We start from the raw sequence: 21,311 nt of genomic DNA on the forward strand, positions 1-21,311 counted from the left end.
TCTCTTGCCCGTCGAGGACACCCTAGACGGTCGCCGGCAACAGCTTCTCGCTCTCCGGGTGCGCCTCGACGACGAGCTCGCCTTCGCGCACCTCGACCGTGACCCGGCCGCCCCCGACCAGCTTGCCGAACAGCAGTTCGTCGGCCAGCGGGCGCTTGATCTTCTCCTGGATGACCCGCGCCATCGGACGCGCGCCCATCAGCGGGTCGAAGCCGTGCTGCGCCAGCCAGTCGCGCGCCTCGGGCGAGGCCGACAGCGACACGTGCTTCTCGTGCAGCTGGGTCTCCAGCTCGATCAGGAACTTGTCGACCACGCGCAGGATGTGCTCGAAGCCCAGCGCCTGGAACTGCACGATCGCGTCCAGCCGGTTGCGGAACTCCGGCGTGAAGCTGCGGCGGATCACCTCCATCGCGTCCGTGCTGTGGTCCTGCCGGGTAAAGCCGATCGTCCGGCGCGAAGCCTGCGCCGCGCCCGCGTTCGTGGTCATCACCAGGATCACGTTGCGGAAATTCGCCTCGCGGCCGTTGGTGTCGGTCAGCACGCCGCGGTCCATGACCTGCAGCAGGATGTTGAAGATGTCCGGGTGCGCCTTCTCGACCTCGTCGAGCAGCAGCACGCAGTGCGGCGTCTTGACGATCTTCTCGGTCAGCAGGCCCCCCTGGTCGAAGCCGACGTAGCCCGGGGGCGCGCCGATCAGGCGGCTGACCGAATGCGGCTCCATGTACTCGGACATGTCGAAGCGGACCAGTTCGATGCCGAGCTGCAGCGCCAGCTGGCGCGTGACCTCGGTCTTGCCCACGCCGGTGGGGCCGGCGAACAGGAAGTTGCCGATGGGCTTGTCGGGGTTGGCCAGGCCCGAACGGGCCAGCTTGATCGAGGACGCGAGCGTCTCGATGGCCGGGTCCTGCCCGAAGATCACCATCTTGAGGTTGCGCTCCAGGTGCTCGAGCACGTCCTTGTCGCTGGCCGAGACCTGCTTGGCCGGGATCCTCGCCATGCGCGCGACGATCATCTCGATCTCCTCGACGTCGATCAGCGACTTGCGCTTGTCCTCCGGCAGCAGGCGCTGGCGCGCGCCGGCCTCGTCCATTACGTCGATCGCCTTGTCCGGCAGCAGCCGGTCGCCGATGTGCTTGACCGAAAGGTCCACCGCGGCCTGGATCGCGTCGTCGGCGTAGGTCACGCCGTGGTGCGATTCGTACTTCTGCTTCAGGCCCTGCAGGATCTCGACCGTCTCGCCCACCGTCGGTTCGACGATGTCGATCTTCTGGAAGCGACGGGCCAGCGCCCGGTCCTTCTCGAAGATGCCGCGGTATTCCTGGAAGGTCGTCGAGCCGATGCAGCGCAGCTCGCCCGAGGCCAGCACCGGCTTGATCAGGTTCGAGGCGTCCATCGTCCCGCCCGAGGCCGAGCCGGCGCCGATGATCGTGTGGATCTCGTCGATGAAGAGGATCGCGCCGGGGTGCTTCTTCAGCGCCGCGAGCACCGCCTTGAGCCGCTTCTCGAAATCGCCGCGGTACTTGGTGCCGGCGACGAGCGCGCCCAGGTCGAGCGCGAAGATCGTCGCGTCCGACAGCACCTCCGGCACGTCGCCGTCCACGATCCGCTTGGCCAGGCCCTCCGCCAGCGCTGTCTTGCCCACGCCGGCCTCGCCCACGTAGAGCGGGTTGTTCTTGCGGCGGCGGCACAGCACCTGGATGGTCCGCTCGACCTCCTCGGCGCGCCCGACCAGGGGGTCGATCCTGCCGGCGGCGGCCAGCGCGTTGAGGTCGCTGGCGTACTCGGCGAGCGCGTCGCCCTTGCCCTCGCCCTCGCCTTCGCCGCCCTTCGCGCCCTCGTCCTGGCCGTGCGGCGCGTCCTCGCCCTCGCCCCGGCGGGCGATCCCGTGCGAGATGAAATTGACCACGTCCAGCCGGCTCACGTCCTGCTGGTTGAGGTAGTACACGGCGTGCGAGTCCTTCTCGCCGAAGATCGCCACGAGCACGTTCGCGCCGGAGACTTCCTTCCGGCCCGACGACTGCACGTGGTAGACCGCGCGCTGGAGCACGCGCTGGAAGCCGAGCGTGGGCTGGGTGTCGCGGCCGTCGTCCTCCGACAGCCGCGTGACCGAGTTGCCGATCGCCTGCTCGAGTTCGGAGCGCAGCCGCTGGAAGTCGACGCCACAGGCCTTGAGCACGGATTCCGCGGACGGGTTGTCGAGCAGCGCAAGCAACAGGTGCTCGACGGTCATGTACTCGTGCCGCGCCTCGCGGGCGCGCTTGTAGCACTGGCCGATGGTGTACTCGAGGTCCTTGCTGAACATGGGGGCGCCGCCTCCGGATCGTCTCCGCATCAGGTGGGGTCGCAGAGCCGGTTTTTCCAGCGCCGCCCGGATCCCTTCCTGCTTCCCCTTCGAACCCTACGCTACGCCTTTTCCATCGTGCACAGCAGCGGGTGCTGGTTGAGCCTTGCGTATTCGTTCACCTGCGCCACCTTGGACTCTGCGACCTCCCTGGTGAAGACCCCGCACACCCCGCGGCCGCGGGTGTGGACGTGGAGCATCACCTGGGTGGCCTTTTCCAGGTCCATGGCGAAGAAGCGCATCAGGACCTCGACCACGAAGTCCATCGGCGTGTAGTCGTCGTTGAGTAGTAGAACGGAATACAGCGGCGGACGTGCCACCTTCGGCTTGCCGGCCTGGACCAGGACGCCGTGGTCGTGTTCGTGCTCGTGGTTCGGATCCGGCGTGCGTGGCATGCGGGCCATTATATCGGCCGCCCCGGGCCGCTTCCGCCGTTTTGCCCGCGCATGGACGCGCCGGACCCGCCACCGCAGAATGCAACGCCCCCGCCGCACGACGCGTCGATCGACGATGACCGGACCCTCCACCGCCGCGATGCCGCGACCATGAGCTATCGCGAGGGACGCTTCTGGCAGCCCGACGTCACCGTGGCGACCGTGGTCGTGGACGGCGGACGGCTGCTGCTGGTCGAGGAGGCGGTGGGCGGCCGGCTGGTCCTCAACCAGCCCGCCGGACACCTGGAACCCGACGAGAGCCTCGTCGACGCCGCGGTCCGGGAGACGCGCGAGGAAACGGGCTGGACGGTGCGATTGACGGGATTCATCGGTGCCTACCAGTGGAAGGCGCCCGCCGACGCGCATCGCCCGGACCGCCATTTCCTCCGGTTCGCCTTCGCCGCCACGCCGCTGCGGCACGACCCCGGGCAGCCGCTGGACGAGGGCATCGTGCGGGCGGTGTGGATGACCCCGGCCGAACTGGACGCGGACAAGGCACGCCATCGCAGCCCGCTCGTCTGGCAGGCCGTGGCCGACCACCTCGGCGGCGCCCGCCACCCGCTCGCCCTGGTCCGGTCCGTCCCGTGACCCCGGGCGGGCCCGGGGTGGTCGTCGGCATGTCCGGCGGCGTCGATTCGTCCGTCGCGGCGTTGCGCCTGCGGGATGCCGGCTACGATGTCGCCGGTCTGTTCATGCGCAACTGGTCGGAGGACGACGACGGGGACTGCCGCGCCGAGGACGACCGGCGTGACGCGGTCGCGGTATGCGGTCGCCTGGGCATCCCGATCCACTTCAGGGACTTCTCCCGCGAATACTGGGACGGCGTGTTCACCTGGTTCCTGCGCGAGTACGCCGCGGGCCGCACGCCGAACCCGGACGTGCTCTGCAACCGGGAAGTGAAGTTCCACCACTTCCTCGAGGCCGCGTTGGCCCTGGGTGCCGACCGCATCGCGACCGGGCACTATGCCCGCGTCGAACGCGGCGGCGATGGGCTGTTCCAGCTGCTGCGCGCCGTCGACCGGTCCAAGGACCAGAGCTACTTCCTGCACCAGCTGGGGCAGGCGCAGCTCGCGGCCACCCTGTTCCCGCTGGGCGGCCTGCGCAAGGACGCGGTGCGCGAGCGGGCCCGCGCCGCGGGACTGCCCACGCACGACAAGAAGGACTCGACCGGGATCTGCTTCATCGGCGAGCGCGACTTCCGCGACTTCCTCTCGCGCTACCTCCCCGCCCGGCCGGGCGAGATCCGCGACCCCGCGGGGCGCGTGCTGGGCACCCATCCCGGCGTCGTCTACTTCACCCTCGGACAGCGCGAGGGGTTGGGCCTGGGCGGCGTGCGGGGCCGGCCGCAGGGGCCGTGGTACGTGGTCCACAAGGACGTGGCGGGCAACGTGCTGACGGTTGACCAGGGCGATCGCAGCCCCCATCTGCAGTCCACGCGGCTGCGCAGCGAACAGGCGCACTGGATCGCAGGCGCCCCGCCGGGGACCCGCGTCCGGTGCACGGCGCAGGTCCGATACCGGCAACACGACCAGGCATGCGAGGTGAAGGTGCAGGACGATGGAACGCTCGAGGTCCGTTTCGACGCGCCGCAACGCGCGGTGACCCCCGGCCAGTCGGTGGTCCTCTACGACGGCGCGGTGTGCCTGGGTGGCGCCGTGATCGAGACGACCGATGCGCCCATGCCGGCCTGGCGGGAGGACGCGCCATGAGTGCCGATCCGCGCCTCGAGGACCGGGTGCTCGCGCTGGCGGGCATGGTGCAGGCGTTGGCCCAGGTGCGCCGCATCGCCGAAACGGGCGAGGTGGAGGCCCCTTCGCTGGAAACGGCGATCGACAGCATCTTCCGGATCGATGCCGCCTCGCCCGGCGCCGTCTATGGCGGCGCGCACGCACTGCGCCCCGGCATGCGCGAACTGGTGCGCTACTTCGGTGGTGGCGGGCAGGACCCGGCGCTCGCCCGGCTGGCCTTCACCGTGCTGCAGCTCGAGCGCCGATTCGTTGCCGAAGCGACCGCTGCGCAGCGCGTGCGCGAGGGCATCCTCCGGCTCGCGCCCGAGGCAACGCGCCAGGGCAGCACGCACCCGGAGATCCTCGCCGCGCTCGGCGCGCTCTATTCGGACACGGTGAGCCACCTCCGGCCGCGCGTCATGGTCCAGGGCAACCCGCATTACCTGGGCCAGGCGAACGTGGTGGCGGAAATCCGCGCGGTGCTGCTCGCCGCGCTGCGGTCCGCGGTCCTGTGGCGCCAGCTCGGCGGGTCGCTCTGGGATTTCCTGTTCCTGCGCGGCCGCATGGCGTCGATCGCGCGGGCGCAGACCGGCGGCGGATGAGCCGCCGCGGGGGCGTCCAGGCGCCCGCGAGGCGCGGTCGCGGCTGCGGAACCGGGCGGATTCCGGCATAATCACGGGGCTCAGCGGCGTGCCCATTCCGCCGCCCTCCCCCATCTGCAGCCACGGAGCCCCACGCATGGCCGACTCCTTCGCCACCAGCGCCCGACTCGACGTCAACGGCAAGTCCTACGCGTACCGCAGCCTGCCGAAGCTCGGCGAGCGGTTCGACATCGCCCGGCTTCCGTACTCGATGAAGATCCTGCTCGAGAACCTGCTGCGCCACGAGGACGGCGTGACGGTCAACGCCGGGCACGTGGAGGCGGTGGCGACCTGGGACGCGAAGGCCGAGCCGTCGACCGAGATCGCCTTCATGCCCGCGCGCGTGGTCCTGCAGGACTTCACGGGCGTGCCCTGCGTGGTCGACCTGGCGGCGATGCGCGACGCGGTGACGAAGCTGGGTGGGCGCCCCTCCCAGATCAATCCGCAGATCCCGTCCGAACTGGTCATCGACCACTCGATCCAGGTCGACGTGTTCGGACGCCCGGACGCGCTGGACATCAACGGCAGGATCGAGTTCGAGCGCAACAAGGAGCGCTACAGCTTCCTGCGCTGGGGCCAGAAGGCGTTCGAGGACTTCAAGGTCGTGCCGCCGAACACCGGCATCGTGCACCAGGTGAACCTGGAGAACCTGGCGCGCGTGGTCATGGAGCGCGAGGTGGACGGCGAACTGCATGCGTTCCCCGACACCGTGTTCGGCACCGACAGCCACACCACCATGATCAACGGCATCGGCGTGCTGGGCTGGGGCGTGGGCGGCATCGAGGCCGAGGCCGCGATGCTCGGCCAGCCGTCCTCGATGCTGATCCCGCAGGTCGTGGGCTTCAAGCTGACCGGCAAGCTGCCCGAGGGCGCGACCGCGACCGACCTGGTGCTGACCGTCACCGAGATGCTCCGCAAGCACGGCGTGGTCGGCAAGTTCGTGGAGTTCTTCGGCGAAGGCCTGCAGCACCTGCCGCTGGCCGACCGCGCGACCATCGCCAACATGGCGCCCGAGTATGGCGCGACCTGCGGCATCTTCCCGATCGACGCCGAGGCGCTGGCCTACCTGCGCCTGTCCGGCCGGGGCGACGACCAGGTCGCGCTGGTCGAGGCCTACGCGCGCGCCCAGGGCCTGTGGCACGAGCCGGGCGCTCCGGAGGCGATCTACTCCGCCACGCTCGAGCTCGACCTGGGCGACGTCAAGCCGTCGCTGGCCGGACCGAAGCGCCCGCAGGACCGCGTGCTGCTCACCGACATGCGCGCCAACTTCCGCAGGAACGTCGCCGGCCTGGTCGCCAACCGCAAGTCGACCGCCGAGCAGATCGCGCGCGAGGACGCCGAGGGCGGCGGCCAGGAACAGGCGGACCACCTCGCGGCGGCGCCGGTCTCCAGGATCCAGCTGCACGACGAGGAGCACGACCTGACCGACGGTTCGGTCGTGATCGCCGCGATCACCTCGTGCACCAACACCTCCAACCCGGCGGTGATGCTGGGTGCCGGCCTGCTGGCGCGCAACGCCGCCGCCAAGGGCCTGAAGGCCGCGCCGTGGGTCAAGACCTCGCTCGGCCCGGGCTCGCGCGTGGTCACCGACTACCTCGAGAAGGCCGGCGTCCTCGACGACCTCGAGAAGCTGGGCTTCTACGTGGTCGGCTACGGCTGCACGACCTGCATCGGCAACTCCGGCCCGCTGCCCGAGGAGGTCTCGCGCGGCATCGCCGAGAACGACCTGGCCGTGGCGTCCGTGCTCTCGGGCAACCGCAACTTCGAGGGCCGCGTGCACTCGGAGGTCAAGATGAACTACCTGGCCTCGCCCCCGCTGGTGGTCGCCTACGCGATCGCCGGCACGGTCGACATCGACCTGGCGAGCGACCCGATCGGCCACGCGCCGGACGGCAGCGCCGTGTACCTGCGCGACATCTGGCCGAGCAACAAGGACGTGGGCGACATGATCGCCGCGACCGTGGGCCCGGAGCTGTTCGCGCAGAACTACGCCGACGTGTTCAAGGGCGACAGCCGCTGGAACCTCATCGAGTCGCCGGAGGGCGAGTCCTTCGCCTGGGACGAGGCGTCCACCTACATCAAGAACCCGCCCTACTTCGACGGCATGACGATGCAGGTCGGCGCCATCGACGACGTGCGCGGTGCGCGGATCCTCGGCTTGTTCGGCGATTCGATCACCACCGACCACATCTCGCCGGCCGGCAACATCAAGAAGGACAGCCCGGCCGGCAAGTACCTGCAGTCGCGTGGCGTCCAGCCGGCCGACTTCAACAGCTACGGCTCGCGCCGCGGCAACGACGACGTGATGGTGCGCGGCACCTTCGCCAACATCCGCATCAAGAACCTGATGCTGGGCGGCGAGGAAGGCGGCAACACCCTCTACCACGGCGACGGGTCCGGCGAGCGGATGTCGATCTACGACGCCGCCATGAAGTACAAGGCCGAAGGCACGCCGCTGGTGGTGCTGGCCGGCAAGGAGTACGGCACCGGCTCGTCGCGCGACTGGGCGGCCAAGGGCACGAACCTCCTGGGCGTGAAGGCCGTCGTCGCCGAGAGCTTCGAGCGCATCCACCGCTCGAACCTGGTCGGCATGGGCGTGCTGCCGCTGCAGTTCAAGAATGGCCAGGGCGTCAAGTCGCTGGGCCTGGATGGCAGCGAATCGATCGACGTGACCGGGCTCGAGGACGGGGCGTCCAAGACCGCGAAGGTCACCGCGACCCGCAAGGACGGCAGCAAGGTCGAGTTCGAGGTGGCGGTGCTGCTGCTGACGCCGAAGGAAGTGGAGTACTTCCGCCACGGCGGCATCCTGCACTACGTGCTCCGTCAGCTCGCCGCGAAGTAACCTTCGACCCCTGCGGACGGGGCGGAAGCCCGGCCCTCGCGCGTGACGCGAGGGCGCTCCCGGGCGCGCGAAGCGATGCTTCGCAAGCGCGCCCGCTCGCCCACCACGGCGGCATCCTGCACTACGTGCTCCGTCAGCTCGCCGCGAAGTAACCTTCAACGAACCGGCGACGACCCCGAAGCCGGCGAAAGGAAGGGACCCCGTGCGATGCGCGGGGGCCTTTTTCGTGGTTCAGAGCCGGTCGTCCCACGCGACCGACAGCAGGCGCCAGTCGCCGTCCTCCAGGCGCCAGGCGGTCTCGACCTGGTACACCCGCGCCCGCTCGGGCAGGATCCCTCCAGAGCCGCCGGCCACCGCGGCCGTGAACCGCGCCTGCGCGGACGTGTCGCCGAGCGAGACGACGTCGACGGGGCCGAGCACCACGTCGATCTCCCGGTGGCGCAGGAAGATCCCCGCCGCCATGCGCCGCACGCCGGTCCGGTCCAATCCGCCCGGACCGATGAATTCGCCATGCAGCCGGTCGTCGATCCCGCCGCGGTCCCGCGCCTCGATCGCGGCCGCGAACCCGGCGATCTCCTTCCTGAGCGCCTCTTCGGGCGCGGGCCTGGCGCATCCTGCGACGCCGAGCACGGACGCCACGAGGACCAACGTCAACCAGCTTGCAGCCCGCATGCGCATGCGCATTCCCGTTCCCCATCCGTTCGTGGCCTTCGCGCGCGCCCGCACCGTGCGGCGCCGCGCCTTGTCAGTCTCGACGACGCTGTGATCCAATCGATTCGATCCGGACCGCGCGGGCGCGACTGACCCGCCGCCCGTGCCGGCCACAGTAAGGCCGCGACGGCCTGAGGGGAAATCGCGATGCCGCTAGACCGTCCGTGGCTGTCCCAGTATCCCGAGGGCGTTCCCGCCGAGATCGACGCGGACGAGTACCCGAGCATCGTCGCCGTCCTCGACGCGTCGATCGCACGGTTCCGGGACCGGCCCGCGTTCGCGAACCTCGGCAGGTCGATCACCTACGGGGAGCTGGACGCGCTCAGCCGCGCGTTCGCCGGCTACCTGCTGGGCGAACTGGGCCTGAAGAAGGGCGACCGGGTCGCGATCATGATGCCCAACTGCCTCCAGTACCCGGTGGCGACCTTCGGCATCCTGCGCGCCGGGCTGACCGTGGTGAACGTCAATCCGATGTACACCCCGCGCGAGCTGCGGCATCAGATGCGCGACTCCGGCGCGAAGGCCATCCTGGTGCTGGACAACTTCGGGGACACGGTCCAGAAGGTGCTCGCCGACACCCCGGTCCCGCACGTGGTGACGACAGGCCTGGGCGACATGCTGCCCTTCCCGAAGGGTGCGATCGTCAATTTCGTCCTGCGCCACGTGAAGAAGATGGTGCCCGACTACGCCATCCACGGCGCGGTCCGCTTCCGCGACGCGCTTGCGAAGGGGCGCGGGCACGAACTGCCGGACGTCGCCATCTCGGCGAACGACATCGCCTTCCTGCAGTACACGGGCGGGACGACGGGCGTGGCGAAGGGCGCGATGCTCACGCACCGCAACCTCGTGGCGAACATGCAGCAGGCGGCCAGCTGGGTCGGCACGAACGTGCGCGAGGGCGAGGAGATCATCATCACCGCGCTGCCGCTGTACCACATCTTCGCGCTGACGGCGAACGGCCTGGTCTTCATGAAGTTCGGCGGGCTGAACTACCTGGTGACCAATCCGCGCGACATGCCGGGCTTCGTGAAGGAACTGAAGAAGGTCCGGTTCACCGCGATCACCGGCGTCAACACGCTGTTCAACGGCCTGCTCAACACGCCCGGCTTCGACGAGATCGACTTCTCGCCGCTCCACCTGACGCTCGGAGGCGGCATGGCGGTGCAGCGGTCGGTCGCCGAGCGCTGGAAGAAAGCCACGGGCGTGACCCTGGTGGAGGCCTACGGGCTCACGGAAACGTCGCCTGCCGCCTGCATCAATCCCATCGACCTGCCCGAGTACAACGGGTCCATCGGGCTGCCCGTTCCCTCGACCGACGCCTGCATCAAGGGCGAGGACGGCGCGATGCTGCCGGCAGGCGAGGTCGGCGAACTCTGCATCCGCGGGCCGCAGGTCATGAAGGGCTACTGGCAGCGCCCGGAGGAAACCGCGCAGGCGATCGACGGCGAGGGCTGGTTGCACACCGGCGACATGGCGCGAATGGACGACGAGGGCTTCTTCTACATCGTCGACCGCAAGAAGGACATGATCCTGGTCTCCGGCTTCAATGTGTACCCGAATGAAGTCGAGGACGTCATCGCGATGTTGCCTGGCGTGCTCGAGGTCGCCGCGGTGGGCGTGCCAGACGAGAAGTCGGGCGAGGCGGTGAAGGTCGTCGTGGTGCGGAAGGACCCGGCGCTGGGCGAGGCGGAGATCCTGGCGCACGCGCGGGAGAACCTCACCGGCTACAAGCGGCCCCAGTACGTGGAGTTCCGCGACGAGCTGCCCAAGACCAACGTGGGCAAGATCCTCCGCCGCGAACTGCGCGAGCAGGGCCCGGGCGCCTGAAGACCGCGGGGCGGACCGGCCCTTCTTGCGGCCGTGACTGAAAGCAGGCATAGAATCGGCCGGTCGGGCGCATCCACGGCTCCATAGACCTGCCGTCCGTAACACCGCGACCGGCCGGGCGGCCCAACGAGGGGGGTTTCGCCATGTCCGCCGTTCCGCTTTTCCAACGCTCGCTGCCCTATCGCACCCTTCGCGTCACCGAAGACCACGCCGAGGGGATCCACTGGTGCCACATGCATGCCGACCTGGCCGAGCGGCCCGGGCGCGCCTGCTTCCGTCCCGAACTCGTCGACGACATCCTCGACTGGCAGCAGTCGCTGTCGGACCTGCTGCGTCGTCGCGCCGACCAGGACGACACCCTGCCCCACGTCGTGCTGGCGTCGGAGTCGGACGTGTTCAACCTGGGCGGTGACCTGGAGCTGTTCTGCCGCGCCATCCACAACCGCGACCGCGGCACGCTGCTGTCGTATGCGCGCCAGTGTGTGCGCGGCGTCCATGCATTCCACGTCGGCCTCGGCGCCGGTGCGCACTCCATTGCGCTGGTCCAGGGCGATGCGCTGGGCGGTGGCTTCGAGGCCGCGCTGAGCTGCCACACCATCGTCGCGGAGGAAGGCGTCGGGATGGGACTGCCCGAGGTGCTGTTCGACCTGTTCCCGGGCATGGGTGCCTATTCCTTCCTGTGCAGGCGGATCCCGGCCCACCGCGCGGAACTGCTGATGCTCGAGGGTCGCGTCTATTCGAGCGAGGAGCTCCACCGGATGGGCCTGGTCGACGTGCTGGTCCCCAAGGGAGAAGGCGTGCGTGCGGTCGAGGAAGTGATCCGCGCGAACCGCCGCATCCCGCATGCGCGCGCCGCGATGCACCGGGTGCGTTCCATGACCCAGCCGGTCACGCTGGAAGAGCTCATGAGCATCACCGAGGTCTGGGTCGACACCGCGCTGCAGCTCGGGGAGAAGTCGCTGCGGACCATGGAGCGCCTCGTGCGTGCCCAGAGCCGCCGGGCCGGGCTGGTGCCGGGGTGATCCCGCTCAGCTCCGCTCCACGCCGTCCTCCCGCCCCGCCACGCCACCTCCGGTGCGCGCGGCGAGGGCGGCCCGGCCCTTCGAAAGCTGGGACTGCAGGGCTTCGAACCGCTGCCGCCACTCCTGCGCGAGGCGCCAGCGGTCGAGACGCATCAACTCGCCGCTGATCGCCGCCAGCTTGACGAGGCCGACGTTGCCGGCGACGCCCTTCAGTGCATGGGCGTGGTCGCGCATCGCGTCCCAGTCGGCGTTCGCGGCCGCCACCTCGATCGAGGCCAGGCAGTCCGCGGCATCGCGCAGGCACTGGTCCACCAGCTCCCGTTCGAAGCGTTCGCCCATGCCCAGCGCCGCGAGCTCCTCCAGCACGCCGGGATCCAGGACGAGTTCGGCATCCCCGCCGTCGCCCGCCCCCACGACCTGCAGCGCGCCCGTCGCCGCCTGGCCACCCACGGCGATGTCCGCGAGCAGTTCCAGCAGGCGCTCGGCCGACACCGGCTTGGACAGGAAGGCGCGGGCGCCCGCCTGTTCGCAGCTGCGGATCGACTCGGGCGTGACGTCGGCACTGAGCACCAGCACCGGCGTGCGCGGCGCGCTGCCCGCCTCCATCACCCGCAGGTGGCGCAACAGGTCCAGGCCGCTCAGTCCCGGCATGTGCAGGTCGATGACCACCGCGTCGTAGTCGCCGACCTCCAGCGCCGACAGCACCGCCTCGCCGTCCTCGACCTGGACGACCCGGTGCCCCGCCTTCTGCAGCAGCTTCTGCAGCACCATCCGGTTCGCCGCATGGTCGTCGGCGATGAGGATCTGCATGCTCCGCACGCGCGCGCGATGGCGCAGGAACGGATCCGCGAACGCGATGACGTTCTCGCCCTTGGCGTCCGTCTCGACCCGGCCTTGCGCGGCGGCGACCTCGCCGTCGTCCGATTCGGCCGGCAACGCAACTGTTTCGAAGGGCAGCTCGACCCAGAAGCGGCTGCCTTCGCGCTCCCGGCTTTCGAAGCCGATCGTGCCGCCCATGGCCTCGGTGAGTCCCTTTGCGATGGTCGTTCCCAGACCCGTCCCGCCATAGCGCCGCGAGAGGCTCGCGTCGGCCTGCTCGAACGCCTCGAACAGCCTTTCCCGCGCCGCGGCGGGAATGCCGATACCCGTGTCGCTGACGGTGAAGCGCAGGCGCACGCTGTCGCGGCCGCCCGACACGCGGGCCACCTCGAGCGCGACGGACCCCGCGTCGGTGAACTTGACGGCGTTGCCGGCGAGGTTGAGCAGCACCTGGCGGAGGTGGCCCACGTCGCCCAGCACGCGCTCGGGCACGTCCACCGCGACCTCCGCGCGGTAGTCCAGGCGCTTGCCCCGCGCCATCGGCTGGAGGATGAGCCCGATCGATTCGACCAGTTCGCGCAGCGAGAACTCCACCTGGTTGACCCGCAGCTTGCCCGCCTCGATCGCGGAGATGTCCAGGACGTCCTCGACCAGCGCCATCAGGCTCCGCGTGGACGCCTGGATCGTGTCCAGGCATTCCCGCTGCTCGCGGTCCAGCCGGGTGGCGGCGAGCAGTTCCGAGGTGCCGGCGAGCCCGTTGAGCGGCGTCCTGAACTCGTGGCTCATGTTCGCCAGGAAGCGGCTCTTGGCCAGGTTCGCGCGGCGTGCCTCGTCGATGGCCCGGGTCAGGGCGTTGAGGAGGTTCGCGAAATACAGCGGCACCGCCACCAGTCCGCCGAACAGGCCCCATGAAAGGTACGGGCTGTCGTGCCAGAACGGCGTGGCCGACAGGACCGCGAGGAATGACAGCGATGCCAGCGCGGTGGCGGTGTACAGGTAGCGCGGCCCGTAGCGCAGGCCGTTGCCGATCGTCACCCACAGGTACACGCTGTACAGCGGCGACGCGGTCTCTCCCTGCAGGTACATGACCAGGCCGATGGCCGAATAGTCGGCCAGCATCCCGATCCAGCGGCGCACGTGCGACACGCCGGGATTCGCCAGGATCGCGGCGAGCAGGCCGAGCGAGACGACCAGCTCGCCCATCAGGATGAGCCAGGTGGCGTAGAGCGAGATGGAGCCGGAGCCCGCGCCCACTTCCGCGCCGAGATAGCCGCAGAACAGGGCGGTGATCACCATCCGCACCATCACCTGCAGGTGCTCGCTGTCGGGGCGCCCCGTCAGCCGGCGCTTCACCCAAGCGATGGCGGGAAGCATGGCCTCACTCCACCCCGGGCCGCGGCCGGGCGCCCGAGAAACGCCTGCAGATGTCCTCGAGCCGCGAGCGGTTGCGCACCAGCGCGTCGACGCAGGCGGGATCGAACAGCCGCCCGCGCTGCGCGAACAGGTAGGCAAGCGCGCTGTCGATGTCCCACGGCCCCTTGTACGGCCGCGGGGAGATCAGCGCGTCGAAGACGTCGGCGACGGCGACGATGCGGGCCTCGAGCGGGATCGCGTCGCCCTTCAGGCCGTCGGGATAACCGCTGCCGTCCCAGCGCTCGTGGTGGCGCAGCGCGACCGTGGCCGCCGTCTGGATGAAGCGGTTGTTGCTGCCGCTGAGCAACTGGTGGCCGATGCGCGGGTGCATGCGCATCTCGACCAGCTCCTCCTCGTCGAGCGGCCCGGGCTTGAGCAGGATGCGGTCCGGGATCGCGATCTTGCCGAGGTCGTGCAGCGGCGCGGCCAGCTCCACCACCCGCGCCTCGTCCTCGAACAGCCCGAGCTGCTCGGCCACCAGGCCGGCCACGTGCGACATCCGCTCGAGGTAGGCGCTGGTGCCCGAGTCGCGGTACTCGATCGCGCGGGCGAGGCGGTTCAACGTCTCGCGCTCGCGCTCCTCGACCTCGTGCATGCTCGACAGCAGGCGCTGCTCCAGGGACAGCGCGCGCTGCTTCACGTTCTCCGACTGCTGCCTGAGCTGCAGCAGGTTGCGGCAGCGCGCGCGCAACTCGCGCGGCCGCACGGGCTTGACCAGGAAGTCGATGACGCCCGCTTCGAGCGCGGCCTGCCGCACGGGCGCGTCGCCCACGACGGTCACCAGGATGATCGGCACGTCGCGATGCAGCGGCGCGCGGCGGAACCGGCGCGCGAACTCCAGGCCATCGATGCCCGGCATCCGGTAGTCGAGCAACAGCAGGTCGGGCCGGTTGCCGTCGCACCAGCCGAGCGCTTCCTCGGGATCACCGAAGTCGTGCACCGCCAGTTCCGCGGTGATGTCCTCGATGATGTGGCGCAGCATCGTGCGCGCCGAGGTCTGGTCGTCGACGATGACGATATTCAAGCGGACCCCCCCCTCGCGGCGCCCCACGTCCGTGCGCGGCGTTGGCCCAAGCATACTCGCCCGGGGCCCGCCCGGCAGCCCCCCGCCCCTCAGTCGAAGGTGTCGTCCTTCAGGGTGCCCAGGTCGTCGATCACCCCCTGGAGCTCCCGTTCGACCAGTGGACTGAGCCGCTCGAACCGCAACGCGATCCGGCCGGCCTCGCGCCGGACGACCCGGCCGCGGACACCGACCCGGCGGTCGCGCGCACGCCCGCAACGCAGTTCCACCTCCACCGCATGGCCAACCATGGGCTCGAATTCGCGGGGCCGGTGCAGGTTCAAGCCGCTCATCGACAGGTCGATCACCTCGGCCAGGCACTCCCCGTGCACGCCGCGCAGGCGCGCCTCGGCATCGATCGCGCAGCGCGACCGGCGGAAGCCGTTGAGGGTGAGCAGGGACATCCAGCCACTCTAGCGACGCCACCGTCACGGGTCCGCGCAGGCGGACACGGTTCCGGAATGGCGCGCCGCGCGGTGGCGCGCCGGCGCACTCAGCCGTGGTGTTCGGGCCGCATGTACGGAAAGAGCAGCACGTCGCGGATCGAGGGCGAATCCGTGAGCAGCATCACGAGCCGGTCGATGCCCACGCCCAGGCCACCCGTAGGCGGCAGGCCGACTTCCAGCGCCCGGATGTAGTCGGCGTCGAAGTGCATCGCCTCGTCGTCGCCGCCGGCCTTGGCGTCCATCTGCGCCCGGAACCGTGCGGCCTGGTCCTCGGGGTCGTTGAGCTCCGAGAAGCCGTTCGCCAGTTCCTTGCCGCCGACGAACAGCTCGAAGCGGTCGGTGACGCCGGGCTCGGCGTCGGATTCGCGCGCCAGCGGCGAAACCTCGACCGGGTAGTGGGTGATGAAGGTCGGCTGCACCAGCGTCTGCTCGACCGTCTTCTCGAAGATCTCCAGCAGCAGCTTGCCCCAGCCCTGCCCCGCCTTCACCGGGATGCCGAGGGCGCGGCAATGGCCGGCCAGCGCCCCGCGGTCGCGGCAGTCCTCCGCGGAGATGTGCGGGTTGTGCTCCCGCACCGCTTCGTCCAGGCGCCAGCGGCGGAAGCGCGGCCCCAGCTCGATCGCGCGGCCTTCCCATTCGACCGAGGTGGTCCCCAGCGTCTCCAGCGCCACGTCGCGGATCATGGACTCGGTGAGGTCCATCACCTCGTCGTACGACGCGTAGGCCTCGTACAGCTCGAGCATCGTGAACTCGGGGTTGTGCCGCGTGGACACGCCCTCGTTGCGGAAGTTGCGGTTGATCTCGTAGACCCGTTCGAAGCCGCCGACCACCAGTCGCTTGAGGTAGAGCTCGGGCGCGACGCGCAGGTAGAGGTCCAGGCCCAGTGCGTTGTGGTGCGTGGCGAACGGCTTCGCGGTCGCCCCGCCGACGAGGTAATGCATCATCGGCGTCTCGACCTCGAGGAAGCGGCGCGCGTCGAGCCAGCGTCGCAGCGCGGCGACGATCCGCGAGCGCCTGACGAACACCTCGCGCGACTCGGGCGAGACGATCAGGTCGACGTACCGCTGCCGGTAGCGCTGCTCGACGTCCGCCAGCCCGTGCCACTTGTCCGGCAGCGGGCGCAGCGCCTTGACCAGCAGGCGCAGCGAATCGGCCTTGACCGACAGTTCGCCCGTGCGCGTGCGCATCACCGTGCCGGTCGCGGCCACGATGTCGCCCACGTCCCAGTGCTTGAACGCGTCGTAGGCCTCGCCCAGCGCCGCGCTCTGGAGGAACAGCTGGATCCGCCCCGACACGTCCTGGACCTGCGCGAAGGCGGCCTTGCCCATGACGCGCTTGGCGAGCAGGCGGCCGGCCAGCGCGACGCGGCGGCCTTCCGCCTCGAGCGCCTCGCCGGTCCAGCGCTCCGCGTCGGCGTATTCGGCCTGCAGGGCGCCCGCCTCGTCGGTCCGGCGGAAATCGTTCGGGAACGCGAAGCCCTGGCGGCGGAGCTCGGCCAGTTTGGCGCGTCGTTCGGCGACCAGGCGGTGCTCGTCGGCGTGCGTCGCGCCCGGGTCGGCGGCGGGATGGGTGGCGTCGGTCATGGGTCGGGTCGGTCCGGAGGTGCGTGGCGGCGTGGCGCGTGGATCAGGCGGCGTCGCTGCGTTTGGCGCCCGCCTCCAGGCCCGCCTTCAGGCTGGCCTCGAGGAACTCGTCGATGTCGCCGTCCAGCACCTTCTGCGTGTCCGATCGCTCGATGCCGGTCCGCAGGTCCTTGATGCGGCTCTGGTCGAGCACGTAGTTGCGGATCTGGCTGCCCCAGCCGATGTCGGACTTGGTCGCCTCCAGCGCGTCCTTCTCGGCGTTGCGCTTCTGCACCTCGAGCTCGTAGAGCTTGGCGGCGAGCATCTTCATCGCGCGGTCGCGGTTGGCATGCTGGCTGCGCTCGGTCTGGCAGGCCACCACCGTGTTCGTCGGGACGTGCGTGATGCGCACCGCCGACTCGGTCTTGTTGACGTGCTGGCCGCCCGCGCCGGAGGACCGGTACACGTCGGTCCGCAGGTCGGCCGGGTTGATGTCGATGTCGATGTCGTCGTCGACCTCGGGGCTGACGAACACCGAGGTGAAGCTGGTGTGGCGCCGGTTGTCCGAGTCGAAGGGCGACTTGCGCACCAGCCGGTGCACGCCGATCTCGGTCTTCAGCCAGCCGTAGGCGTGGTCGCCCTCGACACGGAACGTGGCCGACTTGATGCCCGCCACTTCGCCGCCGGAGACCTCCAGCAGCTCGGTCTTCCAGCCGCGCGACTCGGCCCAGCGCAGGTACATGCGCAGCAGCATTTCGGCCCAGTCCTGCGCCTCGGTGCCGCCGGCGCCGGCCTGGATGTCGACGAAGGCCGGGTGCGAGTCCATCTCGCCGGAGAACATGCGCTGGAACTCGAGCTGGTCGACCTCGCGACCGAAACGCGCGACGTCGGCCTCGATGGCCGCCAGGGTCTCCTCGTCCTGCTCGGCCTCGACCAGTTCGAGCAACTCGCCGGCGCCCGCCAGCCCCTCGGTCAGCGTGCGGATGCCGTTGACGACGCGGTCGAGCGTGGCGCGCTCGCGGCCCAAGGCCTGTGCGCGCTCGGGATCGTCCCAGACCGACGGGACCTCGAGCTCGCGCTCGACTTCCTCCAGGCGCTCGCGGCGGGCGTCGTAGTCAAAGAAACCCCCGGAGCGCATCGAGCCGGCCCGTGAGGTCGGCGATGCGTGCTCGGATCGGATTGAGTTCGATCATGGCGTATGCCGGGCCACGCGCCCGGACGGATGCGGAAAGACCGCGATTCTACCAGCCGCGGGGGCACGGGCGTTGCCGCGGCGCGCCGCTCAGGCGTGCAGCGGCGCGACGTGCACGACCACCATTTGCACCGCGTCGCCGCCGCGGTAGTCGTCCGGCTCGAGGCGGAATGCCACGTGCACGCGTTCGGGCGCCCGAGCGTCCGTCCACGCGCCGAACGCGATGGCCGGCACCACGCCCGACCCGGTGTCCAGGTCCATCCGCAGGTGCGTGGTGCCCACGCGACGCCAGCCCCGCACCTCGAACGCGCCCTCGAAGAGCGGCTCGGGGAAGGCCTGGCCCCAGGGCCCGCCATCGCGCAGCGCACGCGCGGTCGCGTGGTCGAACCCGCCGGGCGCGAGTGCGCCGTCGGTCAGCAGCTCCGACCGGAGCGACGCCGGGTCGAGCACCGCCTCCACGTGGGACCGGAAGGCCGCCTCGAACGCCCCGAGCCGCTCGCGCGCGAGCGTGAGGCCGGCGGCCATCGCGTGGCCGCCGAAGCGTTCCACCATGCCCGGGTGCGCTGCCGAGACCGCGGCGAGCGCATCGCGGACATGCAGCCCGGGAATGGAACGGGCGGACCCGCGCAGCCAGGCGCCACCCGGTTCGGCGGGCGCGAACGCGACCACCGGCCGGTGCAGCCGGTCCTTCATGCGCGACGCCACCAGGCCGACCACGCCCGGGTGCCAGTCCGGATCGAACAGGCAGGCCGCCACCGGCACCGGCCCGTCCGCCGCGAGCCGGGACATCGCGGCTTCCGCGGCATCCGTCATCGCCTGCTGCACCTCGCGGCGTTCGCGGTTGATCCCGTCGAGCGTCGCCGCAATGGCGCGGGCCTGGTCCATGTCCTCGGTGAGCAGGCATTCGATGCCGAGCGCCATGTCCTCCAGCCGGCCGGCGGCGTTCAACCGCGGCGCGATGGCGAACGCGACGTCGGCGGAGGTCAACGCGTCCGGCCTGCGCCCGCTGGCCTCCGCGAGCGCGACCAGGCCGACGCACCCCCGCCCGGTACGCAAGCGGCGCAGGCCGGCACCGGCGAGCGCGCGGTTGCAGGCGTCCAACGGGACGAGGTCGGCGATGGTGCCCACCGCGACCAGGTCGAGCAGCGCGGACAGGTCGGGCTCCGGCCCGTTGCCGTACCGTCCTGCGTCCCGCAGGCGGGCGCGCAGCGCCATGAGCACGTAGAAGACCACCCCGACGCCCGCCAGGGCCTTCGATGGAAACGCGCACGCCGGCAGGTTGGGATCGACGATCGCGTCGGCATCGGGCAGCGTCGCGCCGGGCAGGTGGTGGTCGGTCACCAGCACCCGCCAGCCGCGTTCGCGCGCCGCCGCGACACCCGCGTGGCAGGCGATGCCGTGGTCGACCGTCACCAGCACGTCGGGCGACAGGGCCGCCAGTTCCTCGACCAGCCCCGGCGAGAGTCCGTAGCCGTGGACGGCGCGGTTGGGGACGGCGGGCGACACGCGGCGCGCGCCCAGCAACCGCAACCCGCGCACGCCGACGGCGCACGCGGTGGCACCGTCGCAGTCGAAGTCGCCGACCACCACGATGTGCAGGTCGCGCTCGATCGCGTCGTGGAGCAGCGCGCAGGCGTCGTCGATGTTGGCCATCGACGAGGGCGCGGGCAGCTGGGCAAGCCGTGGCAGTGCCTGCTCGGGTCGCGGCGCGCCCCGCGCCGCATACAGCCGTCGCAGCAGCGGCGGCACGTGCGCGGGCCATTCGCCCTCCGGGGCCACGGCCCTGCGTTGCCGCAGCAGCGGTCCTGTCATGCCTCCGCCTTCGGGAACCGGACCAGCGGACGGCGCCAGAACCGCCAGCGGTGCGAACGCGACAGCGACAGCGCATGCCCGTCGGCGAAATCGAGTTCGATCGCATCGGGCCGCGGCGCCAGCCACGACGCGAGTTCGTCTGCCGAACGCAGGTGCCGGCCATCGACCAGCACGTCGATGTCGTCGCCGGCCCCGTGCACGTCGTCCAGGCGTCGGCACCCCGCCATCCCCGCGAGCGCGCGCAGTTCGCCGTCGCCGCCGACGGTCGCATCGAAGCCCCGGGCGCGCACGTGGTCGGGCAGCACGCCGCCGCCCCAGAACCACAGCGAGTTCACCGGCGGCCGGCCCGCCGCGATGCGCCGGGCGTTCCAGGGGTGGTTGTGGAGCACGACCTGCACTTCGCTCAGCAGCGCGCGCCAGCGGCGTGCCTCGGGCGTGTCCTCGCCCTCCCCCGGCAGCGTGTCGAACAGGTCCGCGCCGAGTGCTTCGCCCGGCGGCACGAAGCGCGGCAGGCGGGCCTCGCGCGCCAGCCGCAGGTACCACCGCGAGGGGTGCGGGGCATCGATGGGGCAGCCGGCATCGCCGAACAGGGTGCGCAGGGCCGGCAGCAACGCGTCGACATCCGCGGCATCCACCTGCAGCCCCTCGCCGCAGGCGAGCAGGCGCGCACCGTTGATGTCCGGGCGGACGTAGGCGGGATCGGCACGCAGCCATGCGGCCGAGCCCGCGTCACCCGCCTCGCCCATGTCCAGCCGGCGGGTCAGCGGGGCGACTGCCCATTGGCGCGGAAGGACGTCGAAATGACGGGCGAGCTGCGCCTGGTGGCCGGGCGTCCCGGCCGTCGCCACATCCGCGCGGCCCAGCACCCTGGCCACCGCATCGGGGAACGTGCCCGTCAGTGCGCTCCGCGCTGGCAGCAGCAGGACCCGGCGCGCCACCGGGGGTCAGCCCGCGTAGCTGACCGAGACGATCTCGAACTCGCGCGTGCCGCCCGGCGCCTCGATGGTGACGCTGTCGCCCTCGTGCTTGCCGATCAGCGCGCGCGCGACGGGCGAGGAGATGGCGATCAGGCCCAGCTTGATGTCCGCCTCCAGGTCGCCAACGATCTGGTACGTCTTCTCCTCGTCGGACTCGACGTCGGCCAGCTGCACGGTGGCGCCGAACACCACCTTGTCGCCGGCGTCCAGGCCGGCCACGTCGATGACCTGCGCATGCGACAGCTCGGCCTCGAGCTGCTTGATGCGGCCCTCGATGAAGCCCTGCTGCTCGCGCGCGGCGTGGTACTCGGCGTTCTCCTTCAGGTCGCCGTGGGCACGCGCCTCGGCGATCGCGTTGATCACCGCGGGACGCTTCACCGACTTGAGTTCGTCGAGTTCGGCGCGCAGGCGCTGGGCGCCTCGGGTCGTGATCGGTGCTCGCATGGTCACTCCATCGGGGGCCGGCGCTGCCGGCCGTGGATCTC

At 70.7% G+C, this 21,311-nt stretch carries 17 protein-coding genes; 6 read left to right on the forward strand and 11 right to left on the reverse strand.

The window, feature by feature from the left end; all coding sequences use genetic code 11:
• Positions 1–22: 22 nt before the first annotated feature.
• Both clpA and clpS read right to left on the reverse strand, forming a co-directional pair.
• Positions 23–2,302, reverse strand: a complete 2,280-nt coding sequence (gene clpA, locus ACYU7H_RS00110; RefSeq protein ID WP_460811503.1) for an ATP-dependent Clp protease ATP-binding subunit ClpA — start codon at positions 2,300–2,302, stop codon at positions 23–25.
• A 101-nt stretch (positions 2,303–2,403) separates the two neighbouring features.
• The gene (gene clpS, locus ACYU7H_RS00115; RefSeq protein ID WP_460811504.1) at positions 2,404–2,736 is read right to left on the reverse strand and encodes an ATP-dependent Clp protease adapter ClpS; all 333 of its coding nucleotides are present in this window, start codon (positions 2,734–2,736) and stop codon (positions 2,404–2,406) included.
• 150 nt (positions 2,737–2,886) lie between these two features.
• Between clpS and ACYU7H_RS00120 the strand changes: the two genes are divergently transcribed.
• From ACYU7H_RS00120 to acnA, 4 genes are all read left to right on the forward strand, one after another.
• Entirely contained in the window at positions 2,887–3,363 is a 477-nt protein-coding gene (locus ACYU7H_RS00120; RefSeq protein WP_460811506.1) for an NUDIX hydrolase, read from the forward strand.
• Between the two features lie 29 nt (positions 3,364–3,392).
• Complete coding sequence (gene mnmA, locus ACYU7H_RS00125; protein ID WP_460812999.1) at positions 3,393–4,484, forward strand: tRNA 2-thiouridine(34) synthase MnmA; 1,092 nt, start codon at positions 3,393–3,395, stop codon at positions 4,482–4,484.
• Positions 4,481–5,104, forward strand: a complete 624-nt coding sequence (gene hflD / locus ACYU7H_RS00130) for a high frequency lysogenization protein HflD (protein WP_460811507.1) — start codon at positions 4,481–4,483, stop codon at positions 5,102–5,104. Before mnmA ends, hflD begins: the two co-directional genes overlap by 4 nt.
• A 136-nt stretch (positions 5,105–5,240) precedes the next feature.
• Positions 5,241–7,985, forward strand: a complete 2,745-nt coding sequence (gene acnA / locus ACYU7H_RS00135; protein WP_460811509.1) for an aconitate hydratase AcnA — start codon at positions 5,241–5,243, stop codon at positions 7,983–7,985.
• Positions 7,986–8,216: 231 nt separating this feature from the next.
• Here acnA and ACYU7H_RS00140 read toward each other — a convergent pair whose 3' ends face one another.
• Complete coding sequence (locus tag ACYU7H_RS00140) at positions 8,217–8,639, reverse strand: Cif family virulence factor (RefSeq protein WP_460811510.1); 423 nt, start codon at positions 8,637–8,639, stop codon at positions 8,217–8,219.
• 204 nt (positions 8,640–8,843) lie between these two features.
• Here ACYU7H_RS00140 and ACYU7H_RS00145 point away from each other — a divergent pair, with 204 nt between their 5' ends.
• Positions 8,844–10,523 (forward strand): long-chain fatty acid--CoA ligase, encoded by a 1,680-nt coding sequence (locus tag ACYU7H_RS00145; protein ID WP_460811511.1) that lies wholly within the window; start codon positions 8,844–8,846, stop codon positions 10,521–10,523.
• 143 nt (positions 10,524–10,666) lie between these two features.
• A complete protein-coding gene (locus ACYU7H_RS00150; RefSeq protein ID WP_460811513.1) occupies positions 10,667–11,545 on the forward strand; it encodes a crotonase/enoyl-CoA hydratase family protein in 879 nt (292 codons plus the stop codon).
• 6 nt (positions 11,546–11,551) lie between these two features.
• Here the strand turns inward: ACYU7H_RS00150 and ACYU7H_RS00155 are convergent, their stop codons facing one another.
• The 8 genes from ACYU7H_RS00155 to greA form a co-directional block, all read right to left on the reverse strand.
• Positions 11,552–13,738, reverse strand: coding sequence for an ATP-binding protein (locus ACYU7H_RS00155; RefSeq protein ID WP_460811514.1), 2,187 nt, complete (start codon positions 13,736–13,738; stop codon positions 11,552–11,554).
• A 4-nt stretch (positions 13,739–13,742) separates the two neighbouring features.
• Positions 13,743–14,855 (reverse strand): HD domain-containing phosphohydrolase, encoded by a 1,113-nt coding sequence (locus tag ACYU7H_RS00160; protein WP_460811516.1) that lies wholly within the window; start codon positions 14,853–14,855, stop codon positions 13,743–13,745.
• Positions 14,856–14,890: 35 nt separating this feature from the next.
• Entirely contained in the window at positions 14,891–15,241 is a 351-nt protein-coding gene (locus ACYU7H_RS00165; RefSeq protein WP_460811517.1) for a PilZ domain-containing protein, read from the reverse strand.
• Positions 15,242–15,330: 89 nt separating this feature from the next.
• Positions 15,331–16,866, reverse strand: a complete 1,536-nt coding sequence (gene lysS, locus ACYU7H_RS00170; protein ID WP_460811519.1) for a lysine--tRNA ligase — start codon at positions 16,864–16,866, stop codon at positions 15,331–15,333.
• 43 nt (positions 16,867–16,909) lie between these two features.
• Positions 16,910–18,038 (reverse strand): peptide chain release factor 2 gene (gene prfB / locus ACYU7H_RS00175; RefSeq protein WP_460811520.1). Its coding sequence is split into 2 segments (ribosomal slippage): positions 16,910–17,962 and positions 17,964–18,038, totalling 1,128 coding nucleotides; the frame shifts between segments, so codons are not numbered across the junction.
• An 89-nt stretch (positions 18,039–18,127) separates the two neighbouring features.
• Positions 18,128–19,849: a single-stranded-DNA-specific exonuclease RecJ gene (gene recJ / locus ACYU7H_RS00180; RefSeq protein WP_460811522.1), complete on the reverse strand. Its 1,722-nt coding sequence runs from the start codon at positions 19,847–19,849 to the stop codon at positions 18,128–18,130.
• Positions 19,846–20,787 carry a phosphoglycerate mutase gene (locus tag ACYU7H_RS00185; RefSeq protein WP_460811524.1) on the reverse strand — a complete coding sequence of 314 codons (942 nt, stop codon included), beginning with the start codon at positions 20,785–20,787 and terminating at the stop codon, positions 19,846–19,848. The genes recJ and ACYU7H_RS00185 overlap by 4 nt, the downstream gene beginning before the upstream one ends.
• A gap of 6 nt (positions 20,788–20,793) precedes the next feature.
• Positions 20,794–21,258 (reverse strand): transcription elongation factor GreA, encoded by a 465-nt coding sequence (gene greA / locus ACYU7H_RS00190; RefSeq protein WP_460813001.1) that lies wholly within the window; start codon positions 21,256–21,258, stop codon positions 20,794–20,796.
• Between the last annotated feature and the right edge of the window lie 53 nt (positions 21,259–21,311).

This window comes from Luteimonas pelagia (assembly GCF_054776035.1).

Coding starts and splice junctions, on each gene's coding strand:
- clpA (WP_460811503.1), bottom strand. CDS start 2,302: ATGTTCAGCAAGGACCTCGAGTACACCATCGGCCAGTGCTACAAGCGC.
- mnmA (WP_460812999.1), top strand. CDS start 3,393: ATGTCCGGCGGCGTCGATTCGTCCGTCGCGGCGTTGCGCCTGCGGGAT.
- ACYU7H_RS00160 (WP_460811516.1), bottom strand. CDS start 14,855: ATGCTTGGGCCAACGCCGCGCACGGACGTGGGGCGCCGCGAGGGGGGG.
- ACYU7H_RS00150 (WP_460811513.1), top strand. CDS start 10,667: ATGTCCGCCGTTCCGCTTTTCCAACGCTCGCTGCCCTATCGCACCCTT.
- ACYU7H_RS00155 (WP_460811514.1), bottom strand. CDS start 13,738: ATGCTTCCCGCCATCGCTTGGGTGAAGCGCCGGCTGACGGGGCGCCCC.
- recJ (WP_460811522.1), bottom strand. CDS start 19,849: ATGACAGGACCGCTGCTGCGGCAACGCAGGGCCGTGGCCCCGGAGGGC.
- lysS (WP_460811519.1), bottom strand. CDS start 16,866: ATGACCGACGCCACCCATCCCGCCGCCGACCCGGGCGCGACGCACGCC.
- hflD (WP_460811507.1), top strand. CDS start 4,481: ATGAGTGCCGATCCGCGCCTCGAGGACCGGGTGCTCGCGCTGGCGGGC.
- clpS (WP_460811504.1), bottom strand. CDS start 2,736: ATGCCACGCACGCCGGATCCGAACCACGAGCACGAACACGACCACGGC.
- ACYU7H_RS00145 (WP_460811511.1), top strand. CDS start 8,844: ATGCCGCTAGACCGTCCGTGGCTGTCCCAGTATCCCGAGGGCGTTCCC.
- ACYU7H_RS00165 (WP_460811517.1), bottom strand. CDS start 15,241: ATGTCCCTGCTCACCCTCAACGGCTTCCGCCGGTCGCGCTGCGCGATC.
- acnA (WP_460811509.1), top strand. CDS start 5,241: ATGGCCGACTCCTTCGCCACCAGCGCCCGACTCGACGTCAACGGCAAG.
- ACYU7H_RS00120 (WP_460811506.1), top strand. CDS start 2,887: ATGAGCTATCGCGAGGGACGCTTCTGGCAGCCCGACGTCACCGTGGCG.